The 24502-nt window shown below is 71.4% G+C and carries 24 protein-coding genes and 1 riboswitch; of the genes, 8 read left to right on the top strand and 16 right to left on the bottom strand.

What is annotated here, in order from left to right; translation table 11 throughout:
* The first annotated feature begins 27 nt into the window (after positions 1–27).
* On the top strand, positions 28–1413 hold the full coding sequence (locus ELI80_RS05420) for an MATE family efflux transporter (RefSeq protein WP_236641345.1): 1386 nt from the start codon (positions 28–30) through the stop codon (positions 1411–1413).
* 136 nt (positions 1414–1549) lie between these two features.
* Here the strand turns inward: ELI80_RS05420 and ELI80_RS05415 are convergent, their stop codons facing one another.
* A complete protein-coding gene (locus ELI80_RS05415; protein ID WP_236641344.1) occupies positions 1550–2380 on the bottom strand; it encodes an ABC transporter permease in 831 nt (276 codons plus the stop codon).
* A 122-nt stretch (positions 2381–2502) separates the two neighbouring features.
* Between ELI80_RS05415 and ELI80_RS05410 the strand changes: the two genes are divergently transcribed.
* Positions 2503–3279: a GcrA family cell cycle regulator gene (locus tag ELI80_RS05410; protein ID WP_136650094.1), complete on the top strand. Its 777-nt coding sequence runs from the start codon at positions 2503–2505 to the stop codon at positions 3277–3279.
* A 21-nt stretch (positions 3280–3300) separates the two neighbouring features.
* Here the strand turns inward: ELI80_RS05410 and ELI80_RS05405 are convergent, their stop codons facing one another.
* On the bottom strand, positions 3301–3906 hold the full coding sequence (locus ELI80_RS05405; protein ID WP_136650093.1) for an AAA family ATPase: 606 nt from the start codon (positions 3904–3906) through the stop codon (positions 3301–3303).
* A gap of 65 nt (positions 3907–3971) precedes the next feature.
* Here ELI80_RS05405 and metG point away from each other — a divergent pair, with 65 nt between their 5' ends.
* From metG to argF, 4 genes are all read left to right on the top strand, one after another.
* Entirely contained in the window at positions 3972–5690 is a 1719-nt protein-coding gene (gene metG / locus ELI80_RS05400) for a methionine--tRNA ligase (protein ID WP_136650092.1), read from the top strand.
* Positions 5691–5708: 18 nt separating this feature from the next.
* Positions 5709–6488, top strand: a complete 780-nt coding sequence (locus tag ELI80_RS05395; protein WP_136650091.1) for a TSUP family transporter — start codon at positions 5709–5711, stop codon at positions 6486–6488.
* 54 nt (positions 6489–6542) lie between these two features.
* Positions 6543–7463 (top strand): arginase, encoded by a 921-nt coding sequence (rocF, locus tag ELI80_RS05390; protein WP_136650090.1) that lies wholly within the window; start codon positions 6543–6545, stop codon positions 7461–7463.
* A 247-nt stretch (positions 7464–7710) separates the two neighbouring features.
* The gene (gene argF, locus ELI80_RS05385) at positions 7711–8637 is read left to right on the top strand and encodes an ornithine carbamoyltransferase (protein ID WP_136650089.1); all 927 of its coding nucleotides are present in this window, start codon (positions 7711–7713) and stop codon (positions 8635–8637) included.
* A 406-nt stretch (positions 8638–9043) separates the two neighbouring features.
* Here the strand turns inward: argF and ELI80_RS05380 are convergent, their stop codons facing one another.
* Genes ELI80_RS05380 through ELI80_RS05370 form a run of 3 tightly spaced genes read right to left on the bottom strand, consistent with a single transcriptional unit; the run spans position 9044 to position 11420 of the window.
* Positions 9044–10156, bottom strand: coding sequence for a CaiB/BaiF CoA transferase family protein (locus tag ELI80_RS05380; protein ID WP_136650088.1), 1113 nt, complete (start codon positions 10154–10156; stop codon positions 9044–9046).
* Between the two features lie 8 nt (positions 10157–10164).
* Entirely contained in the window at positions 10165–10863 is a 699-nt protein-coding gene (locus tag ELI80_RS05375; RefSeq protein ID WP_136650087.1) for a DsbA family protein, read from the bottom strand.
* Positions 10860–11420: a DUF721 domain-containing protein gene (locus tag ELI80_RS05370; RefSeq protein ID WP_236641343.1), complete on the bottom strand. Its 561-nt coding sequence runs from the start codon at positions 11418–11420 to the stop codon at positions 10860–10862. Before ELI80_RS05370 ends, ELI80_RS05375 begins: the two co-directional genes overlap by 4 nt.
* Positions 11421–11512: 92 nt before the next feature.
* Here ELI80_RS05370 and mutY point away from each other — a divergent pair, with 92 nt between their 5' ends.
* The gene (gene mutY, locus ELI80_RS05365) at positions 11513–12538 is read left to right on the top strand and encodes an A/G-specific adenine glycosylase (RefSeq protein ID WP_136650086.1); all 1026 of its coding nucleotides are present in this window, start codon (positions 11513–11515) and stop codon (positions 12536–12538) included.
* Between the two features lie 3 nt (positions 12539–12541).
* On the opposite strand, the gene lpxK is transcribed toward mutY, so the two are convergent.
* The 11 genes from lpxK to fabI all read right to left on the bottom strand — a co-directional run bounded on the left by lpxK (position 12542) and on the right by fabI (position 23703).
* Complete coding sequence (gene lpxK / locus ELI80_RS05360) at positions 12542–13525, bottom strand: tetraacyldisaccharide 4'-kinase (protein WP_136650085.1); 984 nt, start codon at positions 13523–13525, stop codon at positions 12542–12544.
* A gap of 16 nt (positions 13526–13541) precedes the next feature.
* Positions 13542–14741: a 3-deoxy-D-manno-octulosonic acid transferase gene (locus ELI80_RS05355; RefSeq protein WP_136650084.1), complete on the bottom strand. Its 1200-nt coding sequence runs from the start codon at positions 14739–14741 to the stop codon at positions 13542–13544.
* A 17-nt stretch (positions 14742–14758) separates the two neighbouring features.
* Entirely contained in the window at positions 14759–15007 is a 249-nt protein-coding gene (locus ELI80_RS05350) for a DUF4170 domain-containing protein (protein WP_136650083.1), read from the bottom strand.
* Positions 15008–15082: 75 nt separating this feature from the next.
* Complete coding sequence (locus ELI80_RS05345; protein WP_136650082.1) at positions 15083–15823, bottom strand: ABC transporter ATP-binding protein; 741 nt, start codon at positions 15821–15823, stop codon at positions 15083–15085.
* Positions 15820–16833, bottom strand: a complete 1014-nt coding sequence (locus ELI80_RS05340; protein WP_236641342.1) for a FecCD family ABC transporter permease — start codon at positions 16831–16833, stop codon at positions 15820–15822. The genes ELI80_RS05345 and ELI80_RS05340 overlap by 4 nt, the downstream gene beginning before the upstream one ends.
* On the bottom strand, positions 16830–17690 hold the full coding sequence (locus ELI80_RS05335) for an ABC transporter substrate-binding protein (protein ID WP_136650080.1): 861 nt from the start codon (positions 17688–17690) through the stop codon (positions 16830–16832). Before ELI80_RS05335 ends, ELI80_RS05340 begins: the two co-directional genes overlap by 4 nt.
* Before the next feature lies 1 nt (position 17691).
* Entirely contained in the window at positions 17692–19599 is a 1908-nt protein-coding gene (locus ELI80_RS05330) for a TonB-dependent receptor plug domain-containing protein (protein WP_136650079.1), read from the bottom strand.
* Between the two features lie 146 nt (positions 19600–19745).
* A riboswitch (cobalamin riboswitch) is annotated at positions 19746–19958 on the bottom strand.
* Positions 19959–19976: 18 nt separating this feature from the next.
* The gene (locus ELI80_RS05325; protein ID WP_136650078.1) at positions 19977–21515 is read right to left on the bottom strand and encodes a phospholipase D-like domain-containing protein; all 1539 of its coding nucleotides are present in this window, start codon (positions 21513–21515) and stop codon (positions 19977–19979) included.
* Positions 21516–21608: 93 nt separating this feature from the next.
* Positions 21609–22115 (bottom strand): xanthine phosphoribosyltransferase, encoded by a 507-nt coding sequence (gpt, locus tag ELI80_RS05320; RefSeq protein ID WP_136650127.1) that lies wholly within the window; start codon positions 22113–22115, stop codon positions 21609–21611.
* Positions 22116–22169: 54 nt separating this feature from the next.
* Positions 22170–22805, bottom strand: coding sequence for a LysE family translocator (locus ELI80_RS05315; protein ID WP_136650077.1), 636 nt, complete (start codon positions 22803–22805; stop codon positions 22170–22172).
* Positions 22806–22839: 34 nt separating this feature from the next.
* Positions 22840–23703, bottom strand: a complete 864-nt coding sequence (fabI, locus tag ELI80_RS05310) for an enoyl-ACP reductase FabI (RefSeq protein ID WP_136650076.1) — start codon at positions 23701–23703, stop codon at positions 22840–22842.
* A 63-nt stretch (positions 23704–23766) separates the two neighbouring features.
* Here fabI and pdxH point away from each other — a divergent pair, with 63 nt between their 5' ends.
* Positions 23767–24366 (top strand): pyridoxamine 5'-phosphate oxidase, encoded by a 600-nt coding sequence (pdxH, locus tag ELI80_RS05305; protein WP_136650075.1) that lies wholly within the window; start codon positions 23767–23769, stop codon positions 24364–24366.
* Positions 24367–24502 lie beyond the last annotated feature (136 nt).

Genomic DNA, 24502 nt, shown 5'->3' with positions numbered 1-24502 from the left:
GTTCACGGCGCCATGCGATGGGGGCGCATGGCCCCGATCCGTCCCCACGTCGCGCCGACGCTGATGCTGGCCTTGCCGCTGATCGGCAGCCATCTCGCGCGCATGGCCATCGGCGTGACCGACACGCTGCTGGTCGCCCGGCTGGGCGTGGATTCGCTGGCCGCGCTGGTGCTTGCCACCTCGCTGTTCCTCGTCGTCTACATGGCGGGCAGCGGCTACGCGATGGGCCTGATGGCGCGGGTTGCGGACGCCCTGGCGCGGGGCGACGACACCGAGGTCCGCCGCGCCACCCGCATGGCGCTGTGGCTGTCGATCCTGCATTCCGCCGTGATGGCGCCGCTGATGTGGCATTCGGGCGCGGTGCTGACGGCCTTCGAGCAGGAGCCGCAGGTCGCCGCGCTGGCGCAGGAATGGCTGCGGGTCATGCTGTTCGCGATGGCGCCGGTGCTCTGCGCGATGACGCTGAACAGCTACCTTGCCGCGCTCGGCCGCGCGGGGATCGTGATGTGGATCACCGTGCTGGGCCTGCCCTTGAACGCGCTGTTCAACTGGCTCCTGATCTTCGGTCCCGGCCCCTTCCCCGCCTGGGGCATCACCGGCGCGGGGATCGCGTCGCTCGTCGTGAACTGGCTTCAGTTCGGCGCGCTCGCCCTGTTCGCGGCCTGGCTGCCCGCGGCGCGGCGCTTCGATCTGTTCCGCCGCTTCTGGAAGCCCGACTGGACCGCGATGCGCGAGATCTTCGTGCTCGGCCTGCCGATCGGGCTGACGACCGTGGCCGAGATCGGGATGTTCGCCGGCACCAACCTGATGATGGGCTGGTTCGGCCCCGAGGCGCTGGCCGCCCACGGCATCGCCCTGCAGCTCGCCTCGATCGCGTTCATGGTCCATATCGGCCTGTCGAACGCGGGCACGATCCGCATCGGCGCGGCCCGCGGCGCGGGCGACCGCGAAGGGCTGCGGGCCGCGGCGGCGACGGTGATGCTGATGTCCGTGGCCTTCGCCGCGCTGACGATGGCATTCTTCATCCTGACGCCGGGGCCGCTCGCGTGGCTTTACCTCAACCCCGCGGATCCGGCGGCGCCGCGGATCGTGGCGATGGCGGCGGTCCTGATGGTCTATGCCGGCGCGTTCCAGATCGTCGATGCGATGCAGGTGGTCGGGCTGGGCCTGCTGCGCGGGGTGCAGGACACGCGGGTGCCGCTGGTCCTGACGATCGTCAGCTACTGGCTGATCGGGATGCCGGCCGCCTACTTTCTGGCGCTCCACGGCGGGATGGGACCGCAGGGGCTGTGGGCGGGGCTGTGCGTGGGCCTGACCGCGGCCGCCGCGCTGCTTCTGCGCCGGTTCTGGGCGCGGGGCGACGGCTGGATCAGCGCGGGCGAGACCTGGCCCGAGGGCGCGACCCGCGCCTGAGGACGCGGCGGACGCCCGCGTTTTTGATGCGGGCGAGTCCAGGCACGCCCGGCCCGCGGTGAAAGCCTCGCGGCGCGCGCCCGATGGTGACGGACGACGCGGCCCCGGAAGGGAGCGGCTGCCGGTCAGGAAGCCCTCAGGGCTTCATCCGGTAGCCGGTCCTCAGCCAGCGCCAGCCGATCCAGTTCACCACGACCGAGGCCACGAGGCACACCGCCAGCCCGCGCCACGGCGGCGCGTCGCTGACGCCGGCGAAGCCGTAGCGGGCGCCGTCGATCAGGTAGAAGATCGGGTTCCAGTGCGACAGCGTGCGGAACGGCTCGGGCAGCGCCTCGACCGAGTAGAACGTGCCCGACAGGTAGGACAGCGGCGTCACGATGAAGTTGGTGATCGCCGCCATCTGGTCGAACTTCTGGGCAATGATCCCGGCCAGAAGCCCAAGGCCCCCCATGATCAGCGCCCCCAGGACGACGAAGGCCACCGCCCACAGCGGCCGCGCGGGCACGAGGCCCAGCGTCAGCGCCAGCCCCGACGCGATCACCAGCGCCACCAGCCCCGCGCGGAACAGCGAGCCGACGAGATAGCCCGTCAGGATCTCGCCCGCCGACAGGGGCGGCATCAGCGTGTCGACGATGTTGCCCTGCATCTTGGCCGAGATCATCGAGGACGAGCTGTTGGCAAAGGCGTTCTGGATCACCGTCATCATCAGGATGCCCGGTCCCAGGAAGGCCACGTAGGGCATCCCCATGATCTCGCCCCGGTCGCGGCCGAGCGCCAGCACGAACACGACGATGAACAGCCCCGCCGTGATCAGGGGCGCGAAGATCGTCTGCTGCCAGACGGCCATGAAGCGGCGCACCTCGCGCTCGATCAGGGTCCGCAGCCCCAGCCAGTTGACGCGGCCGAAGCGGCGCACGCCCATCTCGCCCAGAAGCTCGCGATCGAGGTCGGTGGAACGCCGGGTCATCTTGCGCGTCATCCTTGAATTCCGGGGGGTCAGGGCTTATTCCCAAGCATCCCGGTTTAAAGACGGCCCTCGGCGGATGTGCAAGCCCGTGCGATCCGGCCGGTCACCAAGGAAGGCTATCCATGTCCTGGACGGATGAACGCGTCGAGACCCTGAAACGCATGTGGGCCGAAGGCCTGTCGGCCAGCCAGATCGCCAAGGACTTGGGCGGCGTGACCCGCAACGCGGTGATCGGCAAGGTGCACCGGCTGGGCCTGTCGAACCGGACCGAGGGCGGCGAGGCGCCGGGCGCCGCCGCCCCGGCCCCGGCTTCGGCCCCGGCCCCGGCGGCCGAACAGCAGCCTGCGGCGCCGGCACCCGCGGCCGCGCGCGCCAGGCCGGCCGCGAACCGCGCGTCCCGCCCCGATGCCGCCGCCGCCGATCCTGGCCGCGACCCTGGCCGCCCCGCCCCGGACGAGCCCGGTCCGCAGCCCGAACCCGAACCCGACGTCGACCGCCCCGAACCCGCCGTCGAGGAACCGGACGAACGCGACGATCCCGCGACCGGCCCCGACCGGATCGAGGTCGAAGATGCGGAGGACGAGGACGACGCGCCCGTGCTGGCCTTCAACCCGCCGCGCCGCCCCATCGTCCCCGCCGGGCAGCCGCTGCCGCCCCAGCCCTCGGCCAACGAGATCTCGCCCGAGGCGCTCGCTTCGGTCCGCGAGGTCGAGAAGAAGGCGCGCAAGCTCACGCTGATGGAACTGACCGAGCGCACCTGCAAATGGCCGATCGGCGACCCCGCGACCGACAAGTTCTGGTTCTGCGGCCTGCCGAGCCAGCCCGGCAAGCCCTACTGCGAGGCCCATGTCGGCGTCGCCTTCCAGCCGATGAGCGCACGGCGCGACCGGCGGCGGTAGGCACCCGCGGGCCGCCTGCGGCTAGAACAGCCACGCGAAGGCCGCGCGATGGCGGGAATGGAAGGCCTTGCGGTGCAGGATCGGCCGCGGCCCGTGTTCGCAATGTGCCAGCACGGTGCGGACCACCGATCCGAAGGGCATGCGGCAGGTGTTCAGGACCGGCACGCCCGCCGCCGCGGCATGCTGGCGGAACTGCTCGGCGCGGGCGACGACGGCGTTGCCGATCTGGTGCGGGGTGCCGCGCACCCTCAACCGCTCGAACCGCATCGCATCGTCGCAGTCCAGCATCAGCGCGACGACGCCGGGCGCGCCCCTTTCGCCGGCAACCTCGGCCAGGAACGGCACCATCATCTGGCCTTCCAGCACCGCGACGGGATGACTGCTCTCGCGCAGACGGCGCATCCAGCGCCCGATCGTGGCGCGCTGCCAACCCAGTTCCGAGCCGTGTTCGCGCCGCATCGTCTCGAAGTCCGGGATGCCGATGTCGTCGAAGCCGAATACCGGAAGCGCCGGCCTCAGCCTGCGGACATGCTGCGCGACGGTTGTCTTGCCCGCACCGGAGGCGCCGGTCAGCGCCACGAGCAGGGGACGGGGAAGCAGGGCGCGGGCCGGGTGGACGAAGCTCATGGGGTGCGGCTTCTCCTTTCAAAAAGCGGCAGCTATAAGCGCCGGACACACGATACAGGCTGACAATGGCGCGCCATCTCATCACCTCTGCCATCCCTTATATCAACGGCATCAAGCATCTGGGCAATCTCGTCGGCAGCCAGCTGCCCGCCGACCTGTTCGCCCGCTACCAGCGCGCGCGCGGGGCCGAGGTGATGTTCGTCTGCGCCACCGACGAACACGGCACCCCGGCCGAGCTGGCGGCCGCCAAGGCCGGGCTGCCGGTCGCCGAGTTCTGCGCCGAAATGCATGAAGTCCAGGCCGACATCGCCCGCCGCTTCGGGCTGTCGTTCGACCATTTCGGCCGCTCCTCCAGCCCGCAGAACCACCGGCTCACACAGCATTTCGCGGGCAGGCTGGCCGACAACGGCCTGATCGCCGAGGTGAGCGAGCGGCAGGTCTATTCCAACGCCGACGGCCGCTTCCTGCCCGACCGCTATATCGAGGGCACCTGCCCCAACTGCGGCTACGACAAGGCGCGGGGCGACCAGTGCGAGAACTGCACCAAGCAGCTGGACCCGACCGACCTCATCGAGCCCCGCAGCGCGATCTCGGGGTCGAGCGACCTCGAGGTGCGCGAGACGAAGCACCTGTACCTGCGCCAGTCCGCGCTGCGGCAGGAACTGTCGGACTGGATCGACAGCAAGACCGACTGGCCGGTCCTGACGACCTCGATCGCCAAGAAATGGCTCAACGACGGCGACGGGCTTCGCGACCGCGGCATCACCCGCGACCTCGACTGGGGCATCCCCGTCCGCAAGGGCGACGAGCCCTGGCCCGGGATGGAAGGGAAGGTCTTCTACGTCTGGTTCGACGCGCCCGTCGAATACATCGCCGCGACCGCCGAATGGGCCGACGCGCGCGGCCTGCCCGCAGCCCAATGGCGGCGCTGGTGGCGGCTGGACGAAGGCGCGGACGACGTGCGCTACACCCAGTTCATGGGCAAGGACAACGTGCCCTTCCACACGCTGTCGTTCCCCGCGACGATCATCGGGTCGGGCGAGCCGTGGAAGCTCGTCGACTACATCAAGTCCTTCAACTACCTGACCTATGACGGCGGCCAGTTCTCGACCAGCCAGGGCCGCGGCGTGTTCATGGACCAGGCGCTGTCGATCCTGCCCGCCGACTACTGGCGCTGGTGGCTGCTGAGCCACGCGCCCGAGGGTTCGGACAGCGAGTTCACCTGGGACAACTTCCAGGCCTCGGTGAACAAGGACCTGGCCGACGTGCTCGGCAACTTCGTGAGCCGGATCACCAAGTTCTGCCGCTCGAAGTTCGGCGAGGTCGTCCCGGAAGGCGGCGATCACGGGCCCGACGAGACCGCGCTGATCGACGCGCTGCAGGTCCGCATCGGCGCCTATGCCGGGTTCATGGAAGCGATGGAGATCCGCAAGGCCGCGGCCGAGCTGCGCGCGATCTGGGTCTTGGGGAACGAATACCTGCAGGCGGCCGCGCCGTGGTCGACCTTCAAGACCGACGAGGCGAAGGCCGCGATGCAGGTCCGGCTGGGGCTGAACCTGATCCGGCTTTACGCCGTGCTGTCGCAGCCGTTCATTCCCTTTGCGTCCGACACGATGCTGGCGGCGATGAGGACGAGCGACCGCAGCTGGCCCGACGACGCGGAGGCTGCGCTTCGCGCCCTGCCCCCAGGCCACGCCTTCGACGTGCCCGAGGTGATGTTCGCCAAGATTTCCGACGAGAGCCGCGAGGAATGGCAGGAGCGGTTCAGGGGCGTCCGGGACTGATGGCCACCGATCGCCGGAATGGCTGATCCCGGCTGGATCCAGCTTGCCGCGTTCTGGCTGCTGGCCGCCGCCGGCGCATGGACGCAGACGCTGACCGGCTTCGCGCTGGGGCTGCTCGTGGTCAGCGGCGCGACGCTGTTTCACCTGCTGCCGGTGCAGGTCACGGCCCAGATCGTGTCGGTGCTGGTGCTGGTGAACGGGGCGATGGTGCTGTCGCGCGACCACCGCGCGGCGGACCGGCCCGCGCTGATCGCGTCGTTGCTGGGCGCGCTGCCCACGATCGCGCTCGGCTACTGGCTTCTCGGCCTGATGGCGACGGGGGCGCTAAACTGGCTGCGGCTGATCCTGGGCGTCTTCATCACCGCTGCGGCGCTGCAACTGGTGGGCAAGCCCCATCCGTGGCCCGAGCGGTCGGGACCGGGCGGGTTCGTCGCCGCCGGGGCCGCGGGCGGGATCATGGGCGGGCTGTTTGCCACTTCGGGGCCGCCGGTCATCTGGCTCCTTTATCGCCAGCCCCTGCCCCTGCAGTCGGTGCGGGTGACGCTGGTCAGCTTCTTCGTGGTGACGCAGGCATGGCGGCTGGGGCTGTCGGTCGCGGACCAGAGCGTGAGCCGCCTTGCCGTGATCGCCGGCATCGGTGCAATGGCCGCGACCGGGGCGGGCACCTGGGCCGCCCGAAGGTTCCCGCCGCCGGTCACGACGTTGACGATCCGCCGCGTCGCGCTGGGGCTGCTGCTTCTGTCCGGCATCGCGCTGATCGTCACGGCGGCGCTGGCGCTGTCGCAGCGGGCCGGTTGACGAACCCGGCCCCTGCCCGCAAGTTGCGCGCGACAACGAACACAGGCGGGAACGATGACCCATTGCATCCTGATCGGCGCGCCGGTCGACAGCGGCCAGCAGCGCCCCGGCTGCCTCATGGGACCCGCCGCCTACCGGGTGGCGCGCCTGCCGGACACGCTCGCAGCGCTCGGCCACACGGTCGAGGACCGGGGCGACCTGACGCCCGGCGAACTCGGGTCCGAGACGGTCGCGAACCCCGCCGTCCACCACCTGTCCGAGACGCTGGGCTGGACCCGAGAGATTGCCCGCGCGGGGCGCGATGCCTGCGGGTCGGGGCTGCCGATCTTCCTTGGCGGGGACCATTCGCTGTCGCTGGGCAGTGTCTCGGGCGTCGCCGCGCACGCGCAATCGGTCGGGCGGCCGCTGTTCGTCCTGTGGCTCGACGCCCATTCCGACATCCACACGCCGGTGACGACGCAGTCGGGAAACCTGCACGGAACGCCGCTCGCCTATCTCGCCGGGCGGCCGGGCTTCGATCACTTCCCCGCCTTCCCCGCGCCGGTGCCGGAAGCGAACATCTGCCTGTTCGGGATCCGCAGCGTGGACCCGGCGGAGCACGCGGCGCTGGAAGCATCCGACATCACCGTCAACGACATGCGGGTGCTGGACGAGTTCGGCTTTGCCGTGCCCATGCGCGCCTTCCTCGACCAGGTGCGGGCGGCGAACGGGCTGCTGCATGTCAGCCTCGACGTCGACTTCCTCGACCCCACCATCGCGCCTGCGGTCGGCACCACGGTGCCGGGCGGCGCGACCTTCCGCGAGGCGCATCTGGTCTGCGAGCTGATCCACGAGAGCGGGCTGATGACCTCGCTCGACCTGGTGGAGCTGAACCCGTTCCTCGACGAGCGCGGGCAGACCGCGAAGATGATGGTGGACCTCGTGGGCAGCCTGATGGGGCGCAAGGTGTTCGACCGTCCCACCCGCTCGGCCTGACGGGGGCCGGACGTCGGGGCTTGACCCCGCCCCGCCGCGCCTGTGAAGTGCGTCGGTCATGTGTGCCAAGCCTTACGCCCCGCCGGCAGTCCCTGCCGGCCTTGCCGTTTTCCCCGGTCCCCACACGGGCATCGTTCCCGGCCCCAATCCCGGCTGTGCCGTGACCGAACGCGCCCATCGCGCGCACCGACGATAGGCCCGCGCCCTTTCGCCGCCACGCCCGAACGCGCTCGCCCAGGATCACGACATGCAGAGCTTCCTCGACATCCACACCACCTCTAAGCAGGATCTCAGGTCCATCATCGACGGCGCCCGCCGGATGAAGGACGCCCGCAACGGCGCCCCCAAGGGCACCCCGGACGCCGAGCAGCCGCTCGCGAACCGCATGGTCGCGCTGATCTTCGAGAAGCCATCGACCCGCACCCGCGTCAGCTTCGACCTGGGCGTGCGGCAGATGGGCGGTCAGACGATGGTGCTGTCGGGCGCTGAAATGCAGCTTGGCCACGGCGAGACGATCGCCGACACCGCGCGGGTCATGTCGCGCTACGTCGATCTCATCATGATCCGCACCTTCGAAGAGGCGACGCTGCAGGAGATGGCGGAACACGCCAGCGTCCCGGTCATCAACGGGCTGACGAACCGCACCCATCCCTGCCAGATCATGGCCGACGTGATGACGTTCGAGGAACATCGCGGCCCGATCGCGGGCAAGAAGGTCGTCTGGTCGGGCGACGGCAACAACGTCTGCGCTTCGATGATCCACGCGGCGGGGCAGTTCGGCTTCGACTTCACCTTCACCGGCCCGCCGCCGCTGGACCCCGAGCGCGAGTGGCTCGACTTCGCCCGCGCGCAGGGCGTCAAGGCCGAGATCGTGCGCGATCCCGCGAAAGCGGTCGAGGGCGCCGACCTGGTCGTGACCGACACCTGGGTCAGCATGCACGACCCGCAATCGGCCAGGGAACGCCGCCACAACCAGTTGCGCGGCTACCAGGTCAACGCGGCGCTGATGGGACGGGCCCGGCCCGACGCGCTGTTCATGCACTGCCTGCCCGCGCACCGCGACGACGAGGTCACGTCCGAGGTGATGGACGGCCCGAACAGCGTGATCTGGGACGAGGCGGAGAACCGGCTGCACGCCCAGAAGGCGGTGATGCGCTGGTGCCTCGGCATGTGACGGGAAGACCGGGGCCGCGCGCCCATCGACGGGCACCTGCCGGTGATTACGGCGAAAAGCGGCGGGCGTGCGGAGGCGAGGGTCAGTCTTGAAGGAAGGTTCGCGAAGGCCAGCTGCCACTGGCCGCCGCGAACGGCGGTGGGCTTCGGCGACAACGTGATCGCCCCTGAAGGGCGACATCAACTGCCGCGCCATGCCGATGCCGGCGCCTCCGTTTTCGTGCTCCAAGAGCGGCTGACGATCCGGCTGCGACGGCGACGTGCATCTTGACCTCGGCGCGATGCGTCGCCCCGCCACCGTCGAGCATCGCACGATTGCCGACGGACCCCGCACCTGCCGTCGTATGATGCCACCGGCCCCGCCCGGCCCGGACGATCCAAGCCGCGCGGGCAAAGATCCAGCCCGCCTACCCCTCGCTCGAGCCCAGCCGGGGCGAGGCGCGGTCGAGCGCGAGGTCGGCGTCGGAAAACCGGATCGGGGTGCGGACGCCGGGGATCCCCTCGGGGTCGATCCGCATGCCGCGGGCGATCACCTGCGGGTCCGCGAACACGTCCGCCATGTCGTTGATCGGTCCCGCCGGCACGCCCGCGCGTTCCAGCGCCGCCAGCAGGTCGTCCCGGCGCCAGCCGCGGGTCACGGCGGTCAGTGTTTCCGTCAGCCGGTCGCGGTTCGCAACCCGGTCGGCGTTCGTCAGGTAGTCCGGCGCCTGGGCCAGCGCGGGAAGGCCCAGCACCTCGACCAGCCGGCGGTACTGGCCGTCGTTCCCCGACGCGATGATGATCCAGCCGTCGGCGCAGTCGAAGACCGCGTAGGGCACGATGTTGGGATGCGCGTTCCCCAGCATCCCCGGCGTCTTGCCGGACACGAGGTAGTTCATGGCCTGGTTCGCCATCACGGCCGTCGCCACGTCCAGCAGCGCCATGTCGACATGCTGCCCCTGCCCGGTCCGCTCGCGCTGATGGAGCGCCGCGAGGATCCCCGCGACGCCGTATATTCCCGTGAACAGGTCCACGACCGCGACGCCGACCTTCTGCGGCTGGCCGGACGGGTCGCCCGTCACGCTCATCATCCCTGACATGCCCTGGATGATGTAGTCGTATCCGGCGCGCGACGCATAGGGGCCGTCCTGTCCGAAACCCGTGATCGAGCAGTAGACGAGGCGCGGGTTCACCGCCCGCAGGCTGTCCCAGTCGAGCCCGTATTTCGCAAGGCCGCCGACCTTGAAGTTCTCGATCAGCACATCCGCGCCGCGGACGAGGTCGCGGACGGCCGCCTGCCCCTCGGGCGTGCGGAAGTCGGCCACGACCGACCGCTTGCCGCGGTTCGCCGCGTGGAAATAGGCGGCCGAGCGGTCGCCGTCCCGTTCCACGAAGGGCGGGCCCCAGCGGCGGGTGTCGTCGCCCTCCGGGGCCTCGACCTTGATGACTTCGGCGCCGAGGTCCGCCAGCACCTGCCCGGCCCAGGGACCGGCGAGGATGCGCGCAAGCTCGACGACCTTCAGCCCGGACAGGGGTGCCACGGGCGGCCTCAGTTCGTCGCGGGTTGCGAGGTCGCGGCGAGCTTTTCGTCGATCTTGGCCTTCAGCTCGTCCCAGGGGCCGTTCGCGACCTTCTCGCCGCCGATAATGAAGGTGGGCGTACCCTCGATGCCGTCGGCGGTGGCGTTCTGCTGGAACGTCGCCACCAGCTGTTCGACCTTGGCCTGGTCGGCCCAGCACGCGTCCATCTGCGCGTCCGAGAACCCGGCGGCCGCCCCCGTCTTGCGGAGGTTGGCAACCAGATCGTCCCCGGTCTTGGCGTTCATCCACGACTTCTGCTGGCCGAACAGCATGCCCGAGACGGCGTAGTACTTGTCGTCGCCGCCACAGCGCGCCAGCACCCCGGCCCACAGGCCGACCTGGTCGAAATAGACGTCGCGCTGGATGAACCGGACCTTGCCGGTGTCGATGTATTCGGCCTTGAGCTTGGGAAAGTTCTCGTCGTGGAAGGCCGCGCAGTGGGGGCAGGTGAAGCTTGCGTATTCAACCACGGTGACGGGGGCCGACGCCTCGCCAAGGACCACGTCGGGCAGCACCTGCACCGGGGCGGCGGCAGCGGCGGCGGCGGGCGCAGTCGTGGCGGCGGCGTCGGCCGGGGCCGCCGGGGTGGCCTGCGTCTGGGCAAGCGCCGGCAGCGCGGCAAGCGACAGCGCGGCGGCGGATGCCAAGGCGCGGAGGTTCGGGGTCATGGCGTGGCCTTTCGGTCGGTTGCGTCCCGGCGGGACAGGATGTTCAGCGCCAGCTGCCGCATCGCGGCGGCAAGCCGGGGGTCGTCGAAATCGCAGGCGATGCGGTCGCACGCGGCGAGGGTCGCGGGCGCGGGCGGGGCCGGCGGCGCGGCCTTCGCGGGCGCGAACACGGCCTGCCCCTCGGCAAAGCCTTGGGGCGCGGTCTGGGTGATCGTCACCCGCGCGATGGCGTTGAAGCCGTAGCAGGCGTTCACCTTGTCGCGGATCATCGGCAGCTGCATCTGCACCAGCGGCGCCTGCGGGCCAGTCGTGAGCACCGTCAGCGTCCCGCCGAAGCCCTTGCCGTGCGAGATGCGGACCGGCCGGGTGCAGCGGGCGATGTCCTCGCCCACGACCTCGGCCCATTGGGTGAGCAGGCGCGTCATCGCGAAGCCGCGCCCCTCGGCGCCGCTGCGGATGCGGGACGCCACGAGCGACGCGGCCGGCTCGAACCCCCGCATCCGCCGGCGGGGGGGCGCGTCGGCGCCGGCGTTGCGCGGTCTGGTGGAACGGGCCATGGCGCCTTCGCGTGGGTGGCAGGTCGCGCACAATCTGGACGCATGCGCGCCGGGATGCCAGACCGCCGGGGCCAACGAAGGGGAAAGTTTGCGTGAGTCGCCCGTCACCCGCCACGCCGGCCCCGGTCGCGCCCCTGCTGCTCGCCTGGTATGACCGCCACGCGCGCGACCTGCCCTGGCGCGCCGCCCCCGGAACGCCCGCGATGGACCCCTATCGCGTCTGGCTGTCCGAGATCATGCTGCAGCAGACGACGGTCGCGGCGGTGCGCGACTACTTCCACCGCTTCACCGCGCGCTGGCCCACGGTCGAGGCGCTGGCTGCGGCCGGCGACGCCGAGGTGATGGCGGCGTGGGCGGGGCTCGGTTACTACGCGCGCGCCCGCAACCTGCTGGCGACGGCGCGCGCGGTCGCGGCGGCCGGCGGCTTTCCGGACACGCGCGACGGCTTGCAGGCGCTGCCGGGGATCGGCCCCTACACCTCGGCCGCGATCGCGGCGATTGCCTTCGACCGGGCCGAAACGGTCGTCGATGGCAACGTCGAGCGGGTGGTGGCGCGGCTTTTCGCAGTGGAAACGCCGCTGCCCGCCGCAAAGCGGGAACTGACGGCGCTCGCCGGAACGCTGACGCCCGCGGCGCGGCCGGGGGATTTCGCGCAGGCGATGATGGACCTTGGCGCGACGATCTGCACCCCGCGCAACCCGGCCTGCGGGATCTGCCCCTTGATGGAACCGTGCGCGGCGCGCGCGGCCGGGGTCCAGGCCGAGCTGCCGCGCCGGACGGCGAAGACCGCCAGGCCCGTGCGCGACGGCGTCGTGTGGGTGGCGCTGGATGACGCCCGCGTGCTGGTGGAACGGCGGCCGCCGCGCGGGCTTCTGGGCGGCACGCTCGCCTTTCCAACGACCGGCTGGGACGGGACCGACCTGCCCCCGCCCCTGGATGCGGCGTGGGAGGAGGTGGGCGAGGTCCGCCACGTCTTCACCCATTTCGAATTGCGCTTGCGGGTCAGGCGGGGGGCGGCCGGGGGCAACCCGGCGCGGGGCGCGTGGGTCGCGCGGCGCGACTTCGACCCGGCCGCGCTGCCTGGCCTGATGCGGAAGGTGTGGGCGCTGGCGCGTTGAGCGTCAGTCGAACAGCGCGTCGAGCCGGCGGTCGAGTTCGGCCGGGTCGTCGAACCGAAGCCGCGCGGGAAGCGTCAGCACCTTGCCCCGGAAATCGTCGGGCAGCCGCGCCGCGTCCTTTTCCGTGGTGACGAGCTGCGCGCCGAGCATCCGCGCCTCGCCCTCGAGCCGGGTCAGCAGCCGGGGCGAGAACGGCTGGTGGTCGGCCAGCGCCTCGGCGCGCACGATCTCGACGCCTTCGCGGGCGAGCGTGGCGAAGAACTTTTCCGGATGGCCGATGCCGGCGAAGGCGAGCGCGCGGAGGCCGGTCCAGTCCATCCCCGTTTTCAGCGGTTGCAGGCGCGCCGTCAGGTGCGGCACCGGCAAGGCCGGCCAGCGCGCCGCGAACTGACGCTGCGCGTGCCCGCCGCCGATGCTCAGCACCATGTCGGCGCGGGCGAGGCCGGTGGCCACCGGCTCGCGCAAGGGGCCGGCGGGCAGGCAGCGGCCGTTGCCCCAGCCCTTCGCGGCGTCGACCACGACGATGGACAGGTCGTGCGCCAAGGCCGGGTCCTGGAAGCCGTCGTCAAGGATAACCGCCTGCGCGCCCGTATCGCTGGCCGCGCGCGCGCCTGTCACGCGGTCGTCCGCGACCCAGACCGGCCCGAAGGCAGCCATCAGCCGCGGCTCGTCGCCCACCCGGGCGGCGGCGTGGCGCAGCGGATCGACCCGCAGCGGTCCCTTTTCGGTGCCGCCATGGCCGCGGCTCACGACATGGGCGCGGATGCCGCGGTCCGACAGACGCTGGACCAGCGCGATCACCGTCGGCGTCTTGCCGGTTCCGCCCGCGTTGAGGTTGCCGACGCAGATCACCGGCACGCCGACCCGGGCGCGCCCGCCCCGCGACAGCCTGCGCGCGGTGCCCGCCGCGTAGATCGCGCCCAGGGGCGCCAGCGCCGCGGACCACGGGCCCGGCTGCCGGAACCAGAAACCGGGCGCGCGCGCCATCAGGCCTTGCTGCCCATCAGGACACGACGCCGTCGATGTCCGACAGGATCACCGCCGCGACCTGGTTCGCGACCGCGGCCCCGCTGGTCTCGACGCCCCAGGCCGCCTGCGCCATCCGCGCGGCCACGTCGGGCGCGGTCAGGTCGGATGCCGCCGCCGCCAGCGCCGCGGGCGAATCGACCAGGCGCGCGGCACCTGCCGATCCCAGTTGCCGCCACTCGGCGACATGGGCCGCGATTTCCGGCCCGTGGATGATCGCGGACCCCAGCGCCGCGGGCTCGAACGGGTGGCGCGGCGCCACGCCCGCGTCGGGCGCAAGCGTTCCGCCCATGTAGGTGACCGAGGCGAGGCGGTACCACAGGCCGAGCTCCGACTGGTCCTCGGCCACCAGCACCTGCATGTCGGCGGTCGGCTCGTCGTCCATCGCGCGGCGGGCGACGGTCAGCCCCGCATCCTCGATCATGCCCGAAAGCGCGGGCTCTTCCAAAGGCCGCAGCGGCGCCACGATCAGAAGCGAGCGGTGGCGGTAGGCGAGCACCGCCAGATGCGCGTCGATGACCGCCTGCGCCTCGGCCAGGGGTATGCCCGCGGCAAGCCAGATGTGGCGGTTGCGAAGCTGCGCCAGGAGTGCTTCGTATTCACGGCCGTTGCAGGGCAGGACGCGGCGGATGGGGGCAAGCTGGCCCGTCACCTCGATCCGCGCGGGGGCGATGCCCTGCCGCAGCGCCTCGATCCGGGACGCGGTATCGGGCACCAGAAGCCGCGAGACGCGGCTGAGCGCGCCGCGCGACAGGTTTCCGCGCCACCACGGATCATGCGCGCGCGTGAGCGGCGCCGACTGGATCAGCGTGACGGGAACGCCCGCCTCGTCGGCGGCGGCCAGCAGCGCGCGGGGCAGGTCCGCGTCCAGCAGCACGATGGCCGATGGCGCGGCCTGCGCGATCAGCGTGCGCGCCGCGCCCGCGTCGGCGGGCACCTTCGCGATCAGCTGCACGAGGTCCGGCAGGTCGGCGGCCGCGGCCTGCCCCAGCGTGCCGAGCCGCACGTCCGTTCGCCGCGCCGCGATCGCGCCTGCGACCGGCCCGGCCGCGCTGCCACCGCCATGCAGCAGCACCAGCGGCCCGTCGCCCGGCGGCAGGACCGGAACCTGCGCCGTGCCCTCGGACGGCTGCGGGCGCAGCCGCCGCCACAGCGCAAGGTCGGGCATCATCGGCATCGGTGGGCCGTCATGTCTCAGGGGACGAGCTCGCCCGTGGGGCTCGCCTCGCGCTTCTCGTCGTAGAGGCGGTGCAGGTGGGCGATGAAGTAGCGGGTCTGGGCACTGTCCACGGTGCGCTGCGCGTTCGCCTTCCACGCGGAAAAGGCCGATTCGTAGTCGGGGAACACGCCGACGACGTGGATCGCGGCGGGGTCGACGAATTCCTGGCCGTCGGTGTCGACCAGCTCGCCCCCGAAGACGAGGTGAAGCCGCTGCTGGGTCATGGGTCATCCCTTCTGTCAAGCGTTGCCGCTTGCTAGCCGAAGGGCGGATGAAATCAAAGACCGTTCCGACCGCCGTCAGCCGGGCAGCGTCACGAATACCGGCCCGTCCGGGCCGTCGAGGAACGCCCCCGACACGCCGAAGCTCGCGCGCAGGTTCTCGGGGGTCAGCACCTCGGCCGGCCGGCCGTCCGCGGCGATGCGGCCCCGGTCCAGAAGCACCAGCCGGTCGCACCAGCGGGCCGCCTGGCCAAGGTCGTGCATCGAGGCCACGACCGCCCGTCCCTGCCGCGCGAGGTCGGAAAAGACCCGCATCGCCGCGATCTCGTGCGCGGGGTCGAGGGCGGCCGTCGGCTCGTCCGCGAGGATCAGGGGCGTGTCCTGCGCGAGCACGCGGGCGATCAGCGCGCGGGCAAGCTCGCCCCCCGACAGGCGGGTGGCCGGGCGCTGCGCGAGATGCGCGAGGTCCATCCGGTCCAGCGCCGCGCGCACGGCGGCGTCGCCCGCGCGGCGGTCGTGATGCGGGCGACGGCCAAGGCGGACCAGCGTTTCCACCGTGACCGGCCACGCCACGTCGCGCGTCTGCGGCAGGTAGGCGGCGCGGCGCGCGCGGGCGGCGGGCGGCAGCGCGGCAAGGTCGCAGCGCCCCTGCGCCGGGATCAGCCCCAGCGCCGCGCGGATCAGCGTGGTCTTGCCCGCGCCGTTCGGGCCGATCAGGCCGACGAAGCTGCCCGGCTCGATCCGCAGCGACACCGCGTCCAGCGCCAGCGCCTCGCCCCGCCGGACGCTCAGGCGCTCGATGGCGAGCGCGGGCGTCATGCGCCCCGCCTGATGCGGTGGATGAGGTGCAGGAACACCGGCGTGCCGACCAGCGCCATCATCACCCCGAGCTTCAGGTCGCGCTCCGGCAGGATCAGGCGCACCGCGATGTCGGCGGCGAGCACAAGCGCCGCGCCGCCCAGCGCCGACGCGGGAAGAAGCCGGGACGGCAGCCCGCCCACCGCGCTGCGCAGCAGGTGCGGCACCACCAGCCCCACGAAGCCGATGGCGCCCGCGACGGCGGTCGTCGCGCCCACGGCCGCGGCGACGCCAAGCACGATCGTCAGCCGCAGGCGCGAAAGGTTGACGCCAAGGGACGACGCCGCCTCCTCGCCCAGCGTCAGGGCGTCCAGGTCGCGCGCGGCGAAGACCAGCAGCGCCCAGCCCGCGGCCATGACCGGCAGCGCGGTCCAGACCTCGGCCCAGCTGCGGTCGGCGAGCGAGCCCATCAGCCAGAACACGATCTCGCTGGCGGCGAAGGGGTTGGGCGACAGGTTCAGGACCAGCGAGGTCAGCGCGCCCGCGAAGGCCGACACCGCGACCCCGGCCAGGATCAGGCCGAAGCTGCCGCCGCGCCCGTGTTCCAGCCCGCCCTGCCCCGCGCCGCCCGCGATCCCGAGGATCAGCGCCACCGCCACCAGCGCGCCGGCGAGGCCCGAGAGCGGCAGCGCCAGCACCGCCGTCGCGGCAAGCCCGGTGTGGATCGCCAGCACCGCCCCCAGCGCGGCCGAGGCAGAGACGCCGATCAGCCCCGGCTCGGCCAGCGGGTTGCGCAGGAACCCCTGGATCGCGGCGCCGGCCAGTCCCAGGCTCGCCCCGGCCATGAGGCCCAGCACCGCGCGCGGCAGCCTGATCTCGCGCATCACCAGCGTCAGCGGGCCGCCGTCGTCGTGAAACAGCGCGACGAGGCTGTCGCGGATGCCGGCGTCGGCCGGGCCGGTCAGGACCGAGGCCGCGAACAGCACCGCGCAAAGAAGCGCCAGCGCCGCAAGGAGGGCGCGGTTGCTCACCGCGACGGCTCCCCGGTCTGGCCGGACAGGCGGGCGCGGGTGCTGCCTAGTTCGCGCGCGAGGTCCAGCACGGCGGGCAGGCCGCAGATCCATTCGCGGTCGTCGACCTCGATCCGCTCGGCCCCCGACCGGGCGAGCGCGGGGTGGTGGACCACGTCGTCGGCCCGCGCGGGGGCGCTGCCGGACGGGCCGACGACGACCGCGTCGGGATCGGCCATGAGCAGAAGCTCAAGCGGGATCATCGCGCCGACCTCGAGCCCCAGCCGCTCGGCGAGAAGCGAGAACCCCGCCGCGCGCAGCACGTCGGACGACAGCGTCCGGGTGCCGGTCATGTAGCCGTTCGCGGCCCAGGTCGCCGCCACGGGCGCATCGTCGCCCGCCGCCCGCCGCAACGCCGCGAGGTCGCGCCGGAAGTCCCGTGCCATCGCGGCCGCCTGATCCGCCCGGCCCAGCGCGTCGCCCATCTGCAGGATCGACGCGGTGATGCCGTCGAGCGAGACTTCCGGCTCGAACGTCACGACCGGCACGTTCAGCCGTCGCAGCATCGACAGGGTCGCGGGGGTGGTGAAGGTGCTGGCGAGCACCAGGTCCGGCCGCATGAGATAGATCTCCTCGGCCCGGCCGTGATTGGCGGGGAAGTCGCCCGCTTGCTCCGCCATCAGCGACGTGCGCGGGTCATGGGCCAGCGCGGACACGGACAGCAGCTGCCCCGGCGCGGCAAGCGCCATGGCCAGCTGGTCGGTGCAGAGATTGATCGACACCACCCGCCGGGGCACCTCCGCGCCCGCCGCTGCGCCCGCCGCCGCGCCGAGGGGCGCGAGCGCGACGGCGGCGGCGAAGGCCCAGCGGATCAGCATCTCACCACCGCGATTCGAGCCCGATCCAGCCCGCCCGACCCTGGTTCGCGTAGCCCCACGAGCTGGAATAGTCCTCGTCGAACAGGTTCTCGACCCGGGCGGTCACGCGGGCGCGGTCGTTCAGGTCGTAGGTGCCGGCGATGTTGACGACCGTGTAGTCGGGCAGTTCCTCGACGCCGTAGCTGCCGAAGAACGTCTGGTCGTAGCTGTCGCGGACGTGCAGCACGTCGCCCGAGACCGTCGCGCGACCGTCCAGCAGCCGCGCCGTCGCGTTCAGCGCCAGCTTGTGCTGCGGCCGGCGCGCCTCGACCGTGCCGTCGGCGTTGAACGCTTCCAGATAGGTGTAGGTCGCGCCCAGGGACACGGCGCCGGTCGCGTCGTAGCTGCCCGCGATCTCCACCCCCTCGCGGGTGCTGGTGCCGTCCTCGTTGAAGAAGTTGGTCCCGTCCGGCAGGGCTGCGCCCGAGAAGGTGATCTCGTTCTTCAGCCGCTCGTTGAAGTAGGTGAGGTCGATCCTGCCGCGCCCGCCCGCCAGCGTCGCCTCGACGCCGATGTCGAAGGCGCGGTTCTCCTCGGGTTCCAGGTTCGGGTTGCCGACATAGCCGAAGCCGCCCAGCAGCTCGAAGTAGTCTGGGTTGACGATACCGGTGCCGGCCGAGGCATGCAGCCGCCACGGCGTCCCGGGGGCGCGCCACGACCCGGCGAGGGCGTAGCTCGTCTTCGACCCGAACACGTCGTTGTCGTCGTGGCGCAGGCCGAACTGCAGGTCCACGCCGTTCGCCAGCGCCGCGCGGTATTCGATAGCGGCCGAGGTGTTGCGGCGCTCGTTGTCGTGCGACAGGCTGTTTTCGTCCTTCCGCCGGTCCAGCGCGAGGGCGAGCGTCCGGGTGGCGTCCGCGGCGGTGCCGTCGATCCCGACGATGCCGCGCCAGCGCAGGGCGCGGGTTTTCGCCTCGGTCGCATCTGCGCCGTTCTGGCTCAAATCGAGGCGCGTCTCCTCCCAGCTCAGGCGGCTGGCCATGCGGCCGTCGAAGGTGGTCGCCTGGGCAAAGATTTCCGCGCCCAGCTCGTCGCGGTCCGCGTAGTCGTCGCTGTCCACGACATATCCGGCCGCATCCGCGGCGGGAAACGCCGTGGCATCGTAGTTGTAGTGCTCGTCGGCGCGGCGCACGCTGAAGCCCAGCGTCGTGTCGGGGGTCACGTTCAGGTCGCCCGACAGCGTCGCGCTGTTGCGGCGGATCGCATCGTCCTCACCGCCGTCGCCGGACACGTCGAAGCCGCGGTCGTGGCGGGCCGATCCGCTGAAGGACAGCCGCCCGCGCTCGCCCGAGATGCCCGTTGACAGCCACGTCGCGGCGCCGTTCCCGACCTCGAACCCGGCGCGGGTGCCCTGCCCCCGGCGTTCGGTGATGATGTTGATGACGCCGGCGGCGGCGCTCGCGCCGTAGAAGACCGACTGCGGGCCGCGCAGCACCTCGATCCGCTCGACAGTGGCGGTGTCGAGGCCGGACAGGATGTACTGCCCGTCGCCCGCGCCCGCCTCGATCCCGTCGATCAGGATCATGGTGTGGTTCGCCTCGGCCCCGCGGGTGCGGATCTCGGTGAAGCCGGGGCCGGTCGCGGTGACGGCGATGCCCGGCACGGTGCGGAGCGCGTCGCGGACCGACAGGATCCCGCGCTCGCGCAGGTCCTCGCCCTGAAGCGTGGTCGAGGCGCGGCCGTAGGACAGGCTCTCGAGCGGCGAGAACCCGGCCGACAGGACAACCGGGTCCAGCGTGATCGCGTCGGGCACGAGGGGGCTTGCTGATTCCTGCGCCAGCGCGGCGGCGGGCATCGCGGCACCGATCGCAAGGGCGATGCGGCACAGGCGAAGGCGTCTGGTCGGCGTGGGGGTCGTGCGCGAGGTCATGTCCCGGTTCCTTGCGGTGCGTGGCGGATCGTCGCCCGCCGGTTGGCCTTGGTCCGGGGAACGCGCGCAGGGGGGATGCTCGGCGGGCCCGCAGACAGTGAAGTCACCGCTGCGGCATGCCGCTTCCCCGGCGCGCCCCGCGCCGCGGAAAGGGTGGCGTCCAAGCAGGTCTCCTGGCTGGCGGATCAGCGCGGCGCCGGCCTTCCCAGGTCCGCGCGCGCGGCCCCCAGTGGCATGTCGACGCCGCTCACCGCTTACAGTTGCGGGGGCAGCCGCGGATCGGGCCGGACGGGCGTCGGGCCGTTGCGCGTTCCCTTTTCATCCGGGGCAGTCCCGGAACTCGGACGCGCTCACATATCCGTGCGAGTGGCGGGCGGTCAATGGCCCCGCCGGTCGGTCGGGGAGGAACCGGGCGCTTTCCCGGACCGCCGCCGCCAGGCCAGGACGCCCAGCCCCACCGCCGCCGCGCCGATCGTCAGGTGGCGGCCCGTGAACCCGGTCCGGCGCGGGGCCCCGCGGTCGTAGCGCGGGTCGAAGATGCGGGTGTCGGCCAGCCAGCGGGCGAAGACCCCCGCCCGCCTGCGCGGCACCTTGCGAAGCCCGCGACGGCGCCGGTGATTGAACGTCCGGATCGCGGCAAGCATGCCCCGCTTCTCGATGACGCGCGCGACCTGGTCCTCGGGCCGGCCCAGATGCTCGGCCAGAAGCGAGGCGCGGAGGCGGCGGATGCAGTCGCGGTGCGCGGGGGTGGATGCGATCAGCGTCACGTCCAGCTCGCTGTCGAACCCCATCGAGCGACGGTCGATGTTGCTGGACCCGACCCGCAGCATGGTGTCGTCCACGATCATCACCTTGGCGTGGATGTAGATCGGCTCGCCCGCAGCGTTCACGGGGTAGAGGATGCGAAAGCGGCGGTGGCGGTCGTGGCGCACCATCTGCCGGATGATGCGGCTGCGCGGCACGTGCATCGCCATGTCCTCGATCGCACCCTGCGCCGCGCGCGGGTTGATGACGACGACCTCGGGCCCGTCCCGCTCCCTCAGCCGCGCGGCGATGGCGCGGGCGATGCTGCCGGACGAGAAGTACTGCGATTCGATGTAGATGCTGCGCTTCGCGGACCGGATCGCGTCGAGATACATCGTCTCGATCTCGACGACCGGAACCGTGTCGCGGTCCGGCGCCTCGGTCCGGGAAATCCCGATCCTGACGTTCTCGAAGTCCGGCGCGAAGCCCTGCAGCCACATGTCGCGGGTGTCGGCGCGGGGCGGCGCCAGTTCTTCGTCGGTGGCGCGAAGCCAGCGCGCGCGGGCAAGATCGCCCAGGTCGCGGACCGCGGGGCCGTCGAACATGGCGGAGGCGTCGTGCCAGGGCTGCGCGATCTCGCCCGACTTCAGCCTGCGCCGCTGGTCCCCCGGCCGATGCTCGCGCGTGTCCCAGCGCCCGTCGGTCACGTCGATCCCGCCGCAGAAGGCGAGCGAGTCGTCCACGACCACGATCTTCTGGTGGTGGCACGCCCCGACCGGGTGGCGGCCGTCCAGGCCAAGGTGGATCTGGCTCGGGCTCAGCAGCTTGACGCGCAGCCCCGGGATGATCCGCGCGGGCGCGATCAGGACGCCGCCGCTCCACTTCAGAAGGTAGATGTCGAGCCGCGGCGAGCGGTCGACCAGCGCCTCAATGAACGGGCCCACGCGGTTGGGAAGCCCGTCGGGAGCAAGGCCGTCCCCGTCGCTCTGCCCCGGCAGCATCTCGATCTCGAAGTCGAAATCCCAGCCGATCATCAGCACCTGGTCGCGCGCCTCGATCATCGCCCGGCGCAGCGCGACGAAGTAGTCGGCCGCGTCGACGATGAGCGTGAACCGGTCAGCCCGGGCATGGCGCCAGACGTTGTGTCCCGGCGCGAAAGTCAGGTCGGTCATGTCGTCCCAAGCATGAGGATCGGCGTCCGGGGCCCGGAGCCGTGGCAGTGAACGCGCGCGGCTACCGCCCCGTTCCCGCGCGGGTGCAGCCCCTCAGTCGCTGCCGCGGTAGGGCTCGACATATTGCAGCGCGAGGTCCCACGGGAAGAAGATCCACGTGTCCTGGCTCACCTCGGTGATGTAGGTCTGGACCATCGGCTGGCCCTTGGGCTTGGCGTAGATTGTGGCGAAATGCGCCTTGGGATACATCTTGCGAACCAGTTCCAGCGTGCGGCCGCTGTCCACGAGGTCATCGACGATCAGCACGCCCTCGCCATCGCCCATCAGCCCGGCGTCGGGCGATTTCAGCACCGCCATGTCGCCCTGCTCGCCCTTGAGATAGGACTTGACGCTGATCGTGTCGACGATGCGGATGTCCAGCTCCCGCGCCACGATCATCGCCGGAACCATGCCACCGCGCGTGATCGCCACGACCGCGCGCCAGTCGCCCCCGCCCTCGGGCGCGGTGTCCTGAAGCCGCCAGGCGAGCGCGCGCGCGTCGCGGTGCAGCTGGTCCCAGCTGACGTGGAAACCCCGTTCGTGCGGCAGGCGGTCGGTCATGTTGGCGCGGGACATGCGGATCCTCGGTCTCGTGAAGCGTGGTCGATGGCGTGGTCAATGGCGGATGATGAGCGACAGTCCTAGCACACCGATCAGCCCGCCCGCGACCCTGTCGATCCACGTCCTGGCAAGGCCGTAGCCGCGGCGCACCGGCGCGGTCGCCATCAGGAAGGTGACGACGGCGTAGAACGTCACCTCGACCGACAGCGCGACGGCATAGATCATCCCGGCCGACGGGCCGTGGAGCGCGGGGAAGATCGACATGATGACGCCGGCGTAGAACAGGGCGGGCTTGGGGTTCGACAGGTTCAGCGCCATGCCCTGAGCGAAGCCCGGGCCGGCGACCGTCTCGCCCTCCATCGCGAGGGGGTCGGCCGCGTGGCGGACCATCTGGACGGCGATCCAGACCAGGTAGGCGCCGCCCGCGACCTTGAACGCGGTATAGAGCGATGGGAAGTTCCGGAACGCGATGGTCAGCCCGAACAGCGCGAACGCGCACCAGAGCGATGCGCCGAACGCCAGTCCCATCGCGTAGGGCATCGAGGCGTGGCGCCCGCGCGATGCGGCGGACCGGCTCGCCGCGATGATCGCGGGGCCGGGCGACAGGATGGCAAGCGCCATCGTCCCCACGAACAGTGAAAGCTGCCCCGCCGTGATGCCCGCGCCCAGCGCCGCGGAAACCCCGTCCATCACCCGACCGCCGGAAGGCCGGCAGGGGCGGTCATCACTCGGCCGCCTTGCGGTTCACGGTGGCGTCGATGTCGGGCGCGTCCACCGCCTTCATGCCGACGACGTGGTAGCCCGAATCGACGTGGTGGGTTTCCCCCGTCACCCCCGAGCCGAGATCCGACAGCAGGTAGAGCGCCGAGTTCCCCACGTCCTCGATCGTGGTGTTGCGGCGCAGGGGCGAGTTCAGTTCGTTCCATTTCAGGATGTAGCGGAAGTCGCCGATCCCCGAGGCGGCGAGCGTCTTGATCGGCCCCGCGCTGATCGCGTTGACCCGGATGCGGTCCTTGCCCAGATCCTCGGCGAGATAGCGGACCGACGCCTCCAGCGCGGCCTTGGCCACGCCCATGACGTTGTAGTGCGGCATCACCCGCTCGGCCCCGTAATAGGTCAGCGTCACCAGGCTGCCGCCGTTCGGCATCATCGCCGTCGCCCGCCGCGTGACGGCGGTGAACGAATAGACCGAGATGTCCATCGTCATCAGGAAGTTCTCGCGGCTGGTGTCGGCGTAGCGGCCGCGGAGTTCCTCCTTGTCGGAAAATCCGATCGCGTGGACCACGAAGTCGAGGGTGCCCCACTCGCGTTCCAGCGTCGCGAACAACTCGTCGACCGATTCCATGTCGCCGACGTCGCAGGGGATGACGAGCGAGGATCCCAGCTGCTCGGCCAGCGGCACGACGCGCTTCTTCAGCGCCTCTCCCTGGTACGAGAACGCAAGCTGCGCCCCCGCCCCCGCGAGCGCCCGCGCAATGCCCCAGGCGATCGACTTGTCATTGGCAAGCCCCATGACGAGCCCGCGCTTGCTTGCCATCAGCCCGGCCGTGGCCCCGTTCACCTGCGCCCCCGCGGCATCGCTTGACATGGCACTCTCCCCGCGTTTTCAACCTTGCGTGAGGATTAGGACAAAGCCGGAAGGGCAGCAAGCATGAGCGACCGCGACGGCATCTTCGCAGGCGACGATCCGTTCGCGCTGGCGCGCGCCTGGCTGGCCGAAGCGTCGGCGACCGAGCCGAACGATCCCAACGCGATCGCGCTTGCGACCGTGGACGCGGACGGAATGCCCGACGCGCGGATCGTCCTTCTGAAGGACATCGAGGCCGAGGCCTTCGTCTTCTACACCAACTACGACAGCGCCAAGGGCGCGCAGATCGCCGCCACCGGCAAGGCCGCCTTCGTGATGCACTGGAAGTCGCTGCGCCGGCAGATCCGGGTCCGCGGCACCGTCACGCGCGAGGACGGAGCGGTGGCGGACGCCTATTATCGCAGCCGCCCGCTTCAATCCCGCGTGGGCGCCTGGGCCAGCAGGCAGAGCCGCCCGCTGGAAAACCGGCAGGCGCTGCTGGACGAGGTCGCGGCGCACGAAGCCCGGCTCGGCCCCGACCCGGACCGCCCGCCCTTCTGGGGCGGCTTCCGCATCGCACCCACCCAGATCGAGTTCTGGGCCGACGGCGCCTTCCGCCTGCACGACCGATTCCGCTGGACCCGCACGGGCGACGGCTGGACCGTCGACCGGCTGAACCCGTGAAGATCAACTCCGACGACGCGGTGTCGCATAAATGTTACATATGGCTGCGATCAAACTGAGGTGATCAATCTCTGACACAACCACTGGCAGAGTCGCCTAAGGTAAACTACGTTGGAAGAGCAGGTGACTTGATCCA

Origin of the sequence: Paracoccus aeridis (assembly GCF_004923205.2) — a bacterium.
Lineage (GTDB): Bacteria > Pseudomonadota > Alphaproteobacteria > Rhodobacterales > Rhodobacteraceae > Paracoccus > Paracoccus aeridis.
Note: the sequence above shows the minus strand (reverse complement) of the source record. Positions and strands in the feature narration are given on the sequence as shown.

Coding starts and splice junctions, on each gene's coding strand:
- argF (WP_136650089.1), top strand. CDS start 7,711: ATGCAGAGCTTCCTCGACATCCACACCACCTCTAAGCAGGATCTCAGG.
- ELI80_RS05405 (WP_136650093.1), bottom strand. CDS start 3,906: ATGAGCTTCGTCCACCCGGCCCGCGCCCTGCTTCCCCGTCCCCTGCTC.
- rocF (WP_136650090.1), top strand. CDS start 6,543: ATGACCCATTGCATCCTGATCGGCGCGCCGGTCGACAGCGGCCAGCAG.
- fabI (WP_136650076.1), bottom strand. CDS start 23,703: ATGTCAAGCGATGCCGCGGGGGCGCAGGTGAACGGGGCCACGGCCGGG.
- ELI80_RS05375 (WP_136650087.1), bottom strand. CDS start 10,863: ATGACCCCGAACCTCCGCGCCTTGGCATCCGCCGCCGCGCTGTCGCTT.
- ELI80_RS05410 (WP_136650094.1), top strand. CDS start 2,503: ATGTCCTGGACGGATGAACGCGTCGAGACCCTGAAACGCATGTGGGCC.
- ELI80_RS05370 (WP_236641343.1), bottom strand. CDS start 11,420: ATGGCCCGTTCCACCAGACCGCGCAACGCCGGCGCCGACGCGCCCCCC.
- ELI80_RS05325 (WP_136650078.1), bottom strand. CDS start 21,515: ATGACCGACCTGACTTTCGCGCCGGGACACAACGTCTGGCGCCATGCC.
- ELI80_RS05315 (WP_136650077.1), bottom strand. CDS start 22,805: ATGGACGGGGTTTCCGCGGCGCTGGGCGCGGGCATCACGGCGGGGCAG.
- ELI80_RS05415 (WP_236641344.1), bottom strand. CDS start 2,380: ATGACCCGGCGTTCCACCGACCTCGATCGCGAGCTTCTGGGCGAGATG.
- lpxK (WP_136650085.1), bottom strand. CDS start 13,525: ATGGCGCGCGCGCCCGGTTTCTGGTTCCGGCAGCCGGGCCCGTGGTCC.
- ELI80_RS05355 (WP_136650084.1), bottom strand. CDS start 14,741: ATGCCGATGATGCCCGACCTTGCGCTGTGGCGGCGGCTGCGCCCGCAG.
- ELI80_RS05345 (WP_136650082.1), bottom strand. CDS start 15,823: ATGACGCCCGCGCTCGCCATCGAGCGCCTGAGCGTCCGGCGGGGCGAG.
- ELI80_RS05335 (WP_136650080.1), bottom strand. CDS start 17,690: ATGCTGATCCGCTGGGCCTTCGCCGCCGCCGTCGCGCTCGCGCCCCTC.
- gpt (WP_136650127.1), bottom strand. CDS start 22,115: ATGACCGACCGCCTGCCGCACGAACGGGGTTTCCACGTCAGCTGGGAC.
- ELI80_RS05395 (WP_136650091.1), top strand. CDS start 5,709: ATGGCTGATCCCGGCTGGATCCAGCTTGCCGCGTTCTGGCTGCTGGCC.
- ELI80_RS05420 (WP_236641345.1), top strand. CDS start 28: ATGGCCCCGATCCGTCCCCACGTCGCGCCGACGCTGATGCTGGCCTTG.
- ELI80_RS05330 (WP_136650079.1), bottom strand. CDS start 19,599: ATGACCTCGCGCACGACCCCCACGCCGACCAGACGCCTTCGCCTGTGC.
- pdxH (WP_136650075.1), top strand. CDS start 23,767: ATGAGCGACCGCGACGGCATCTTCGCAGGCGACGATCCGTTCGCGCTG.
- metG (WP_136650092.1), top strand. CDS start 3,972: ATGGCGCGCCATCTCATCACCTCTGCCATCCCTTATATCAACGGCATC.
- ELI80_RS05350 (WP_136650083.1), bottom strand. CDS start 15,007: ATGACCCAGCAGCGGCTTCACCTCGTCTTCGGGGGCGAGCTGGTCGAC.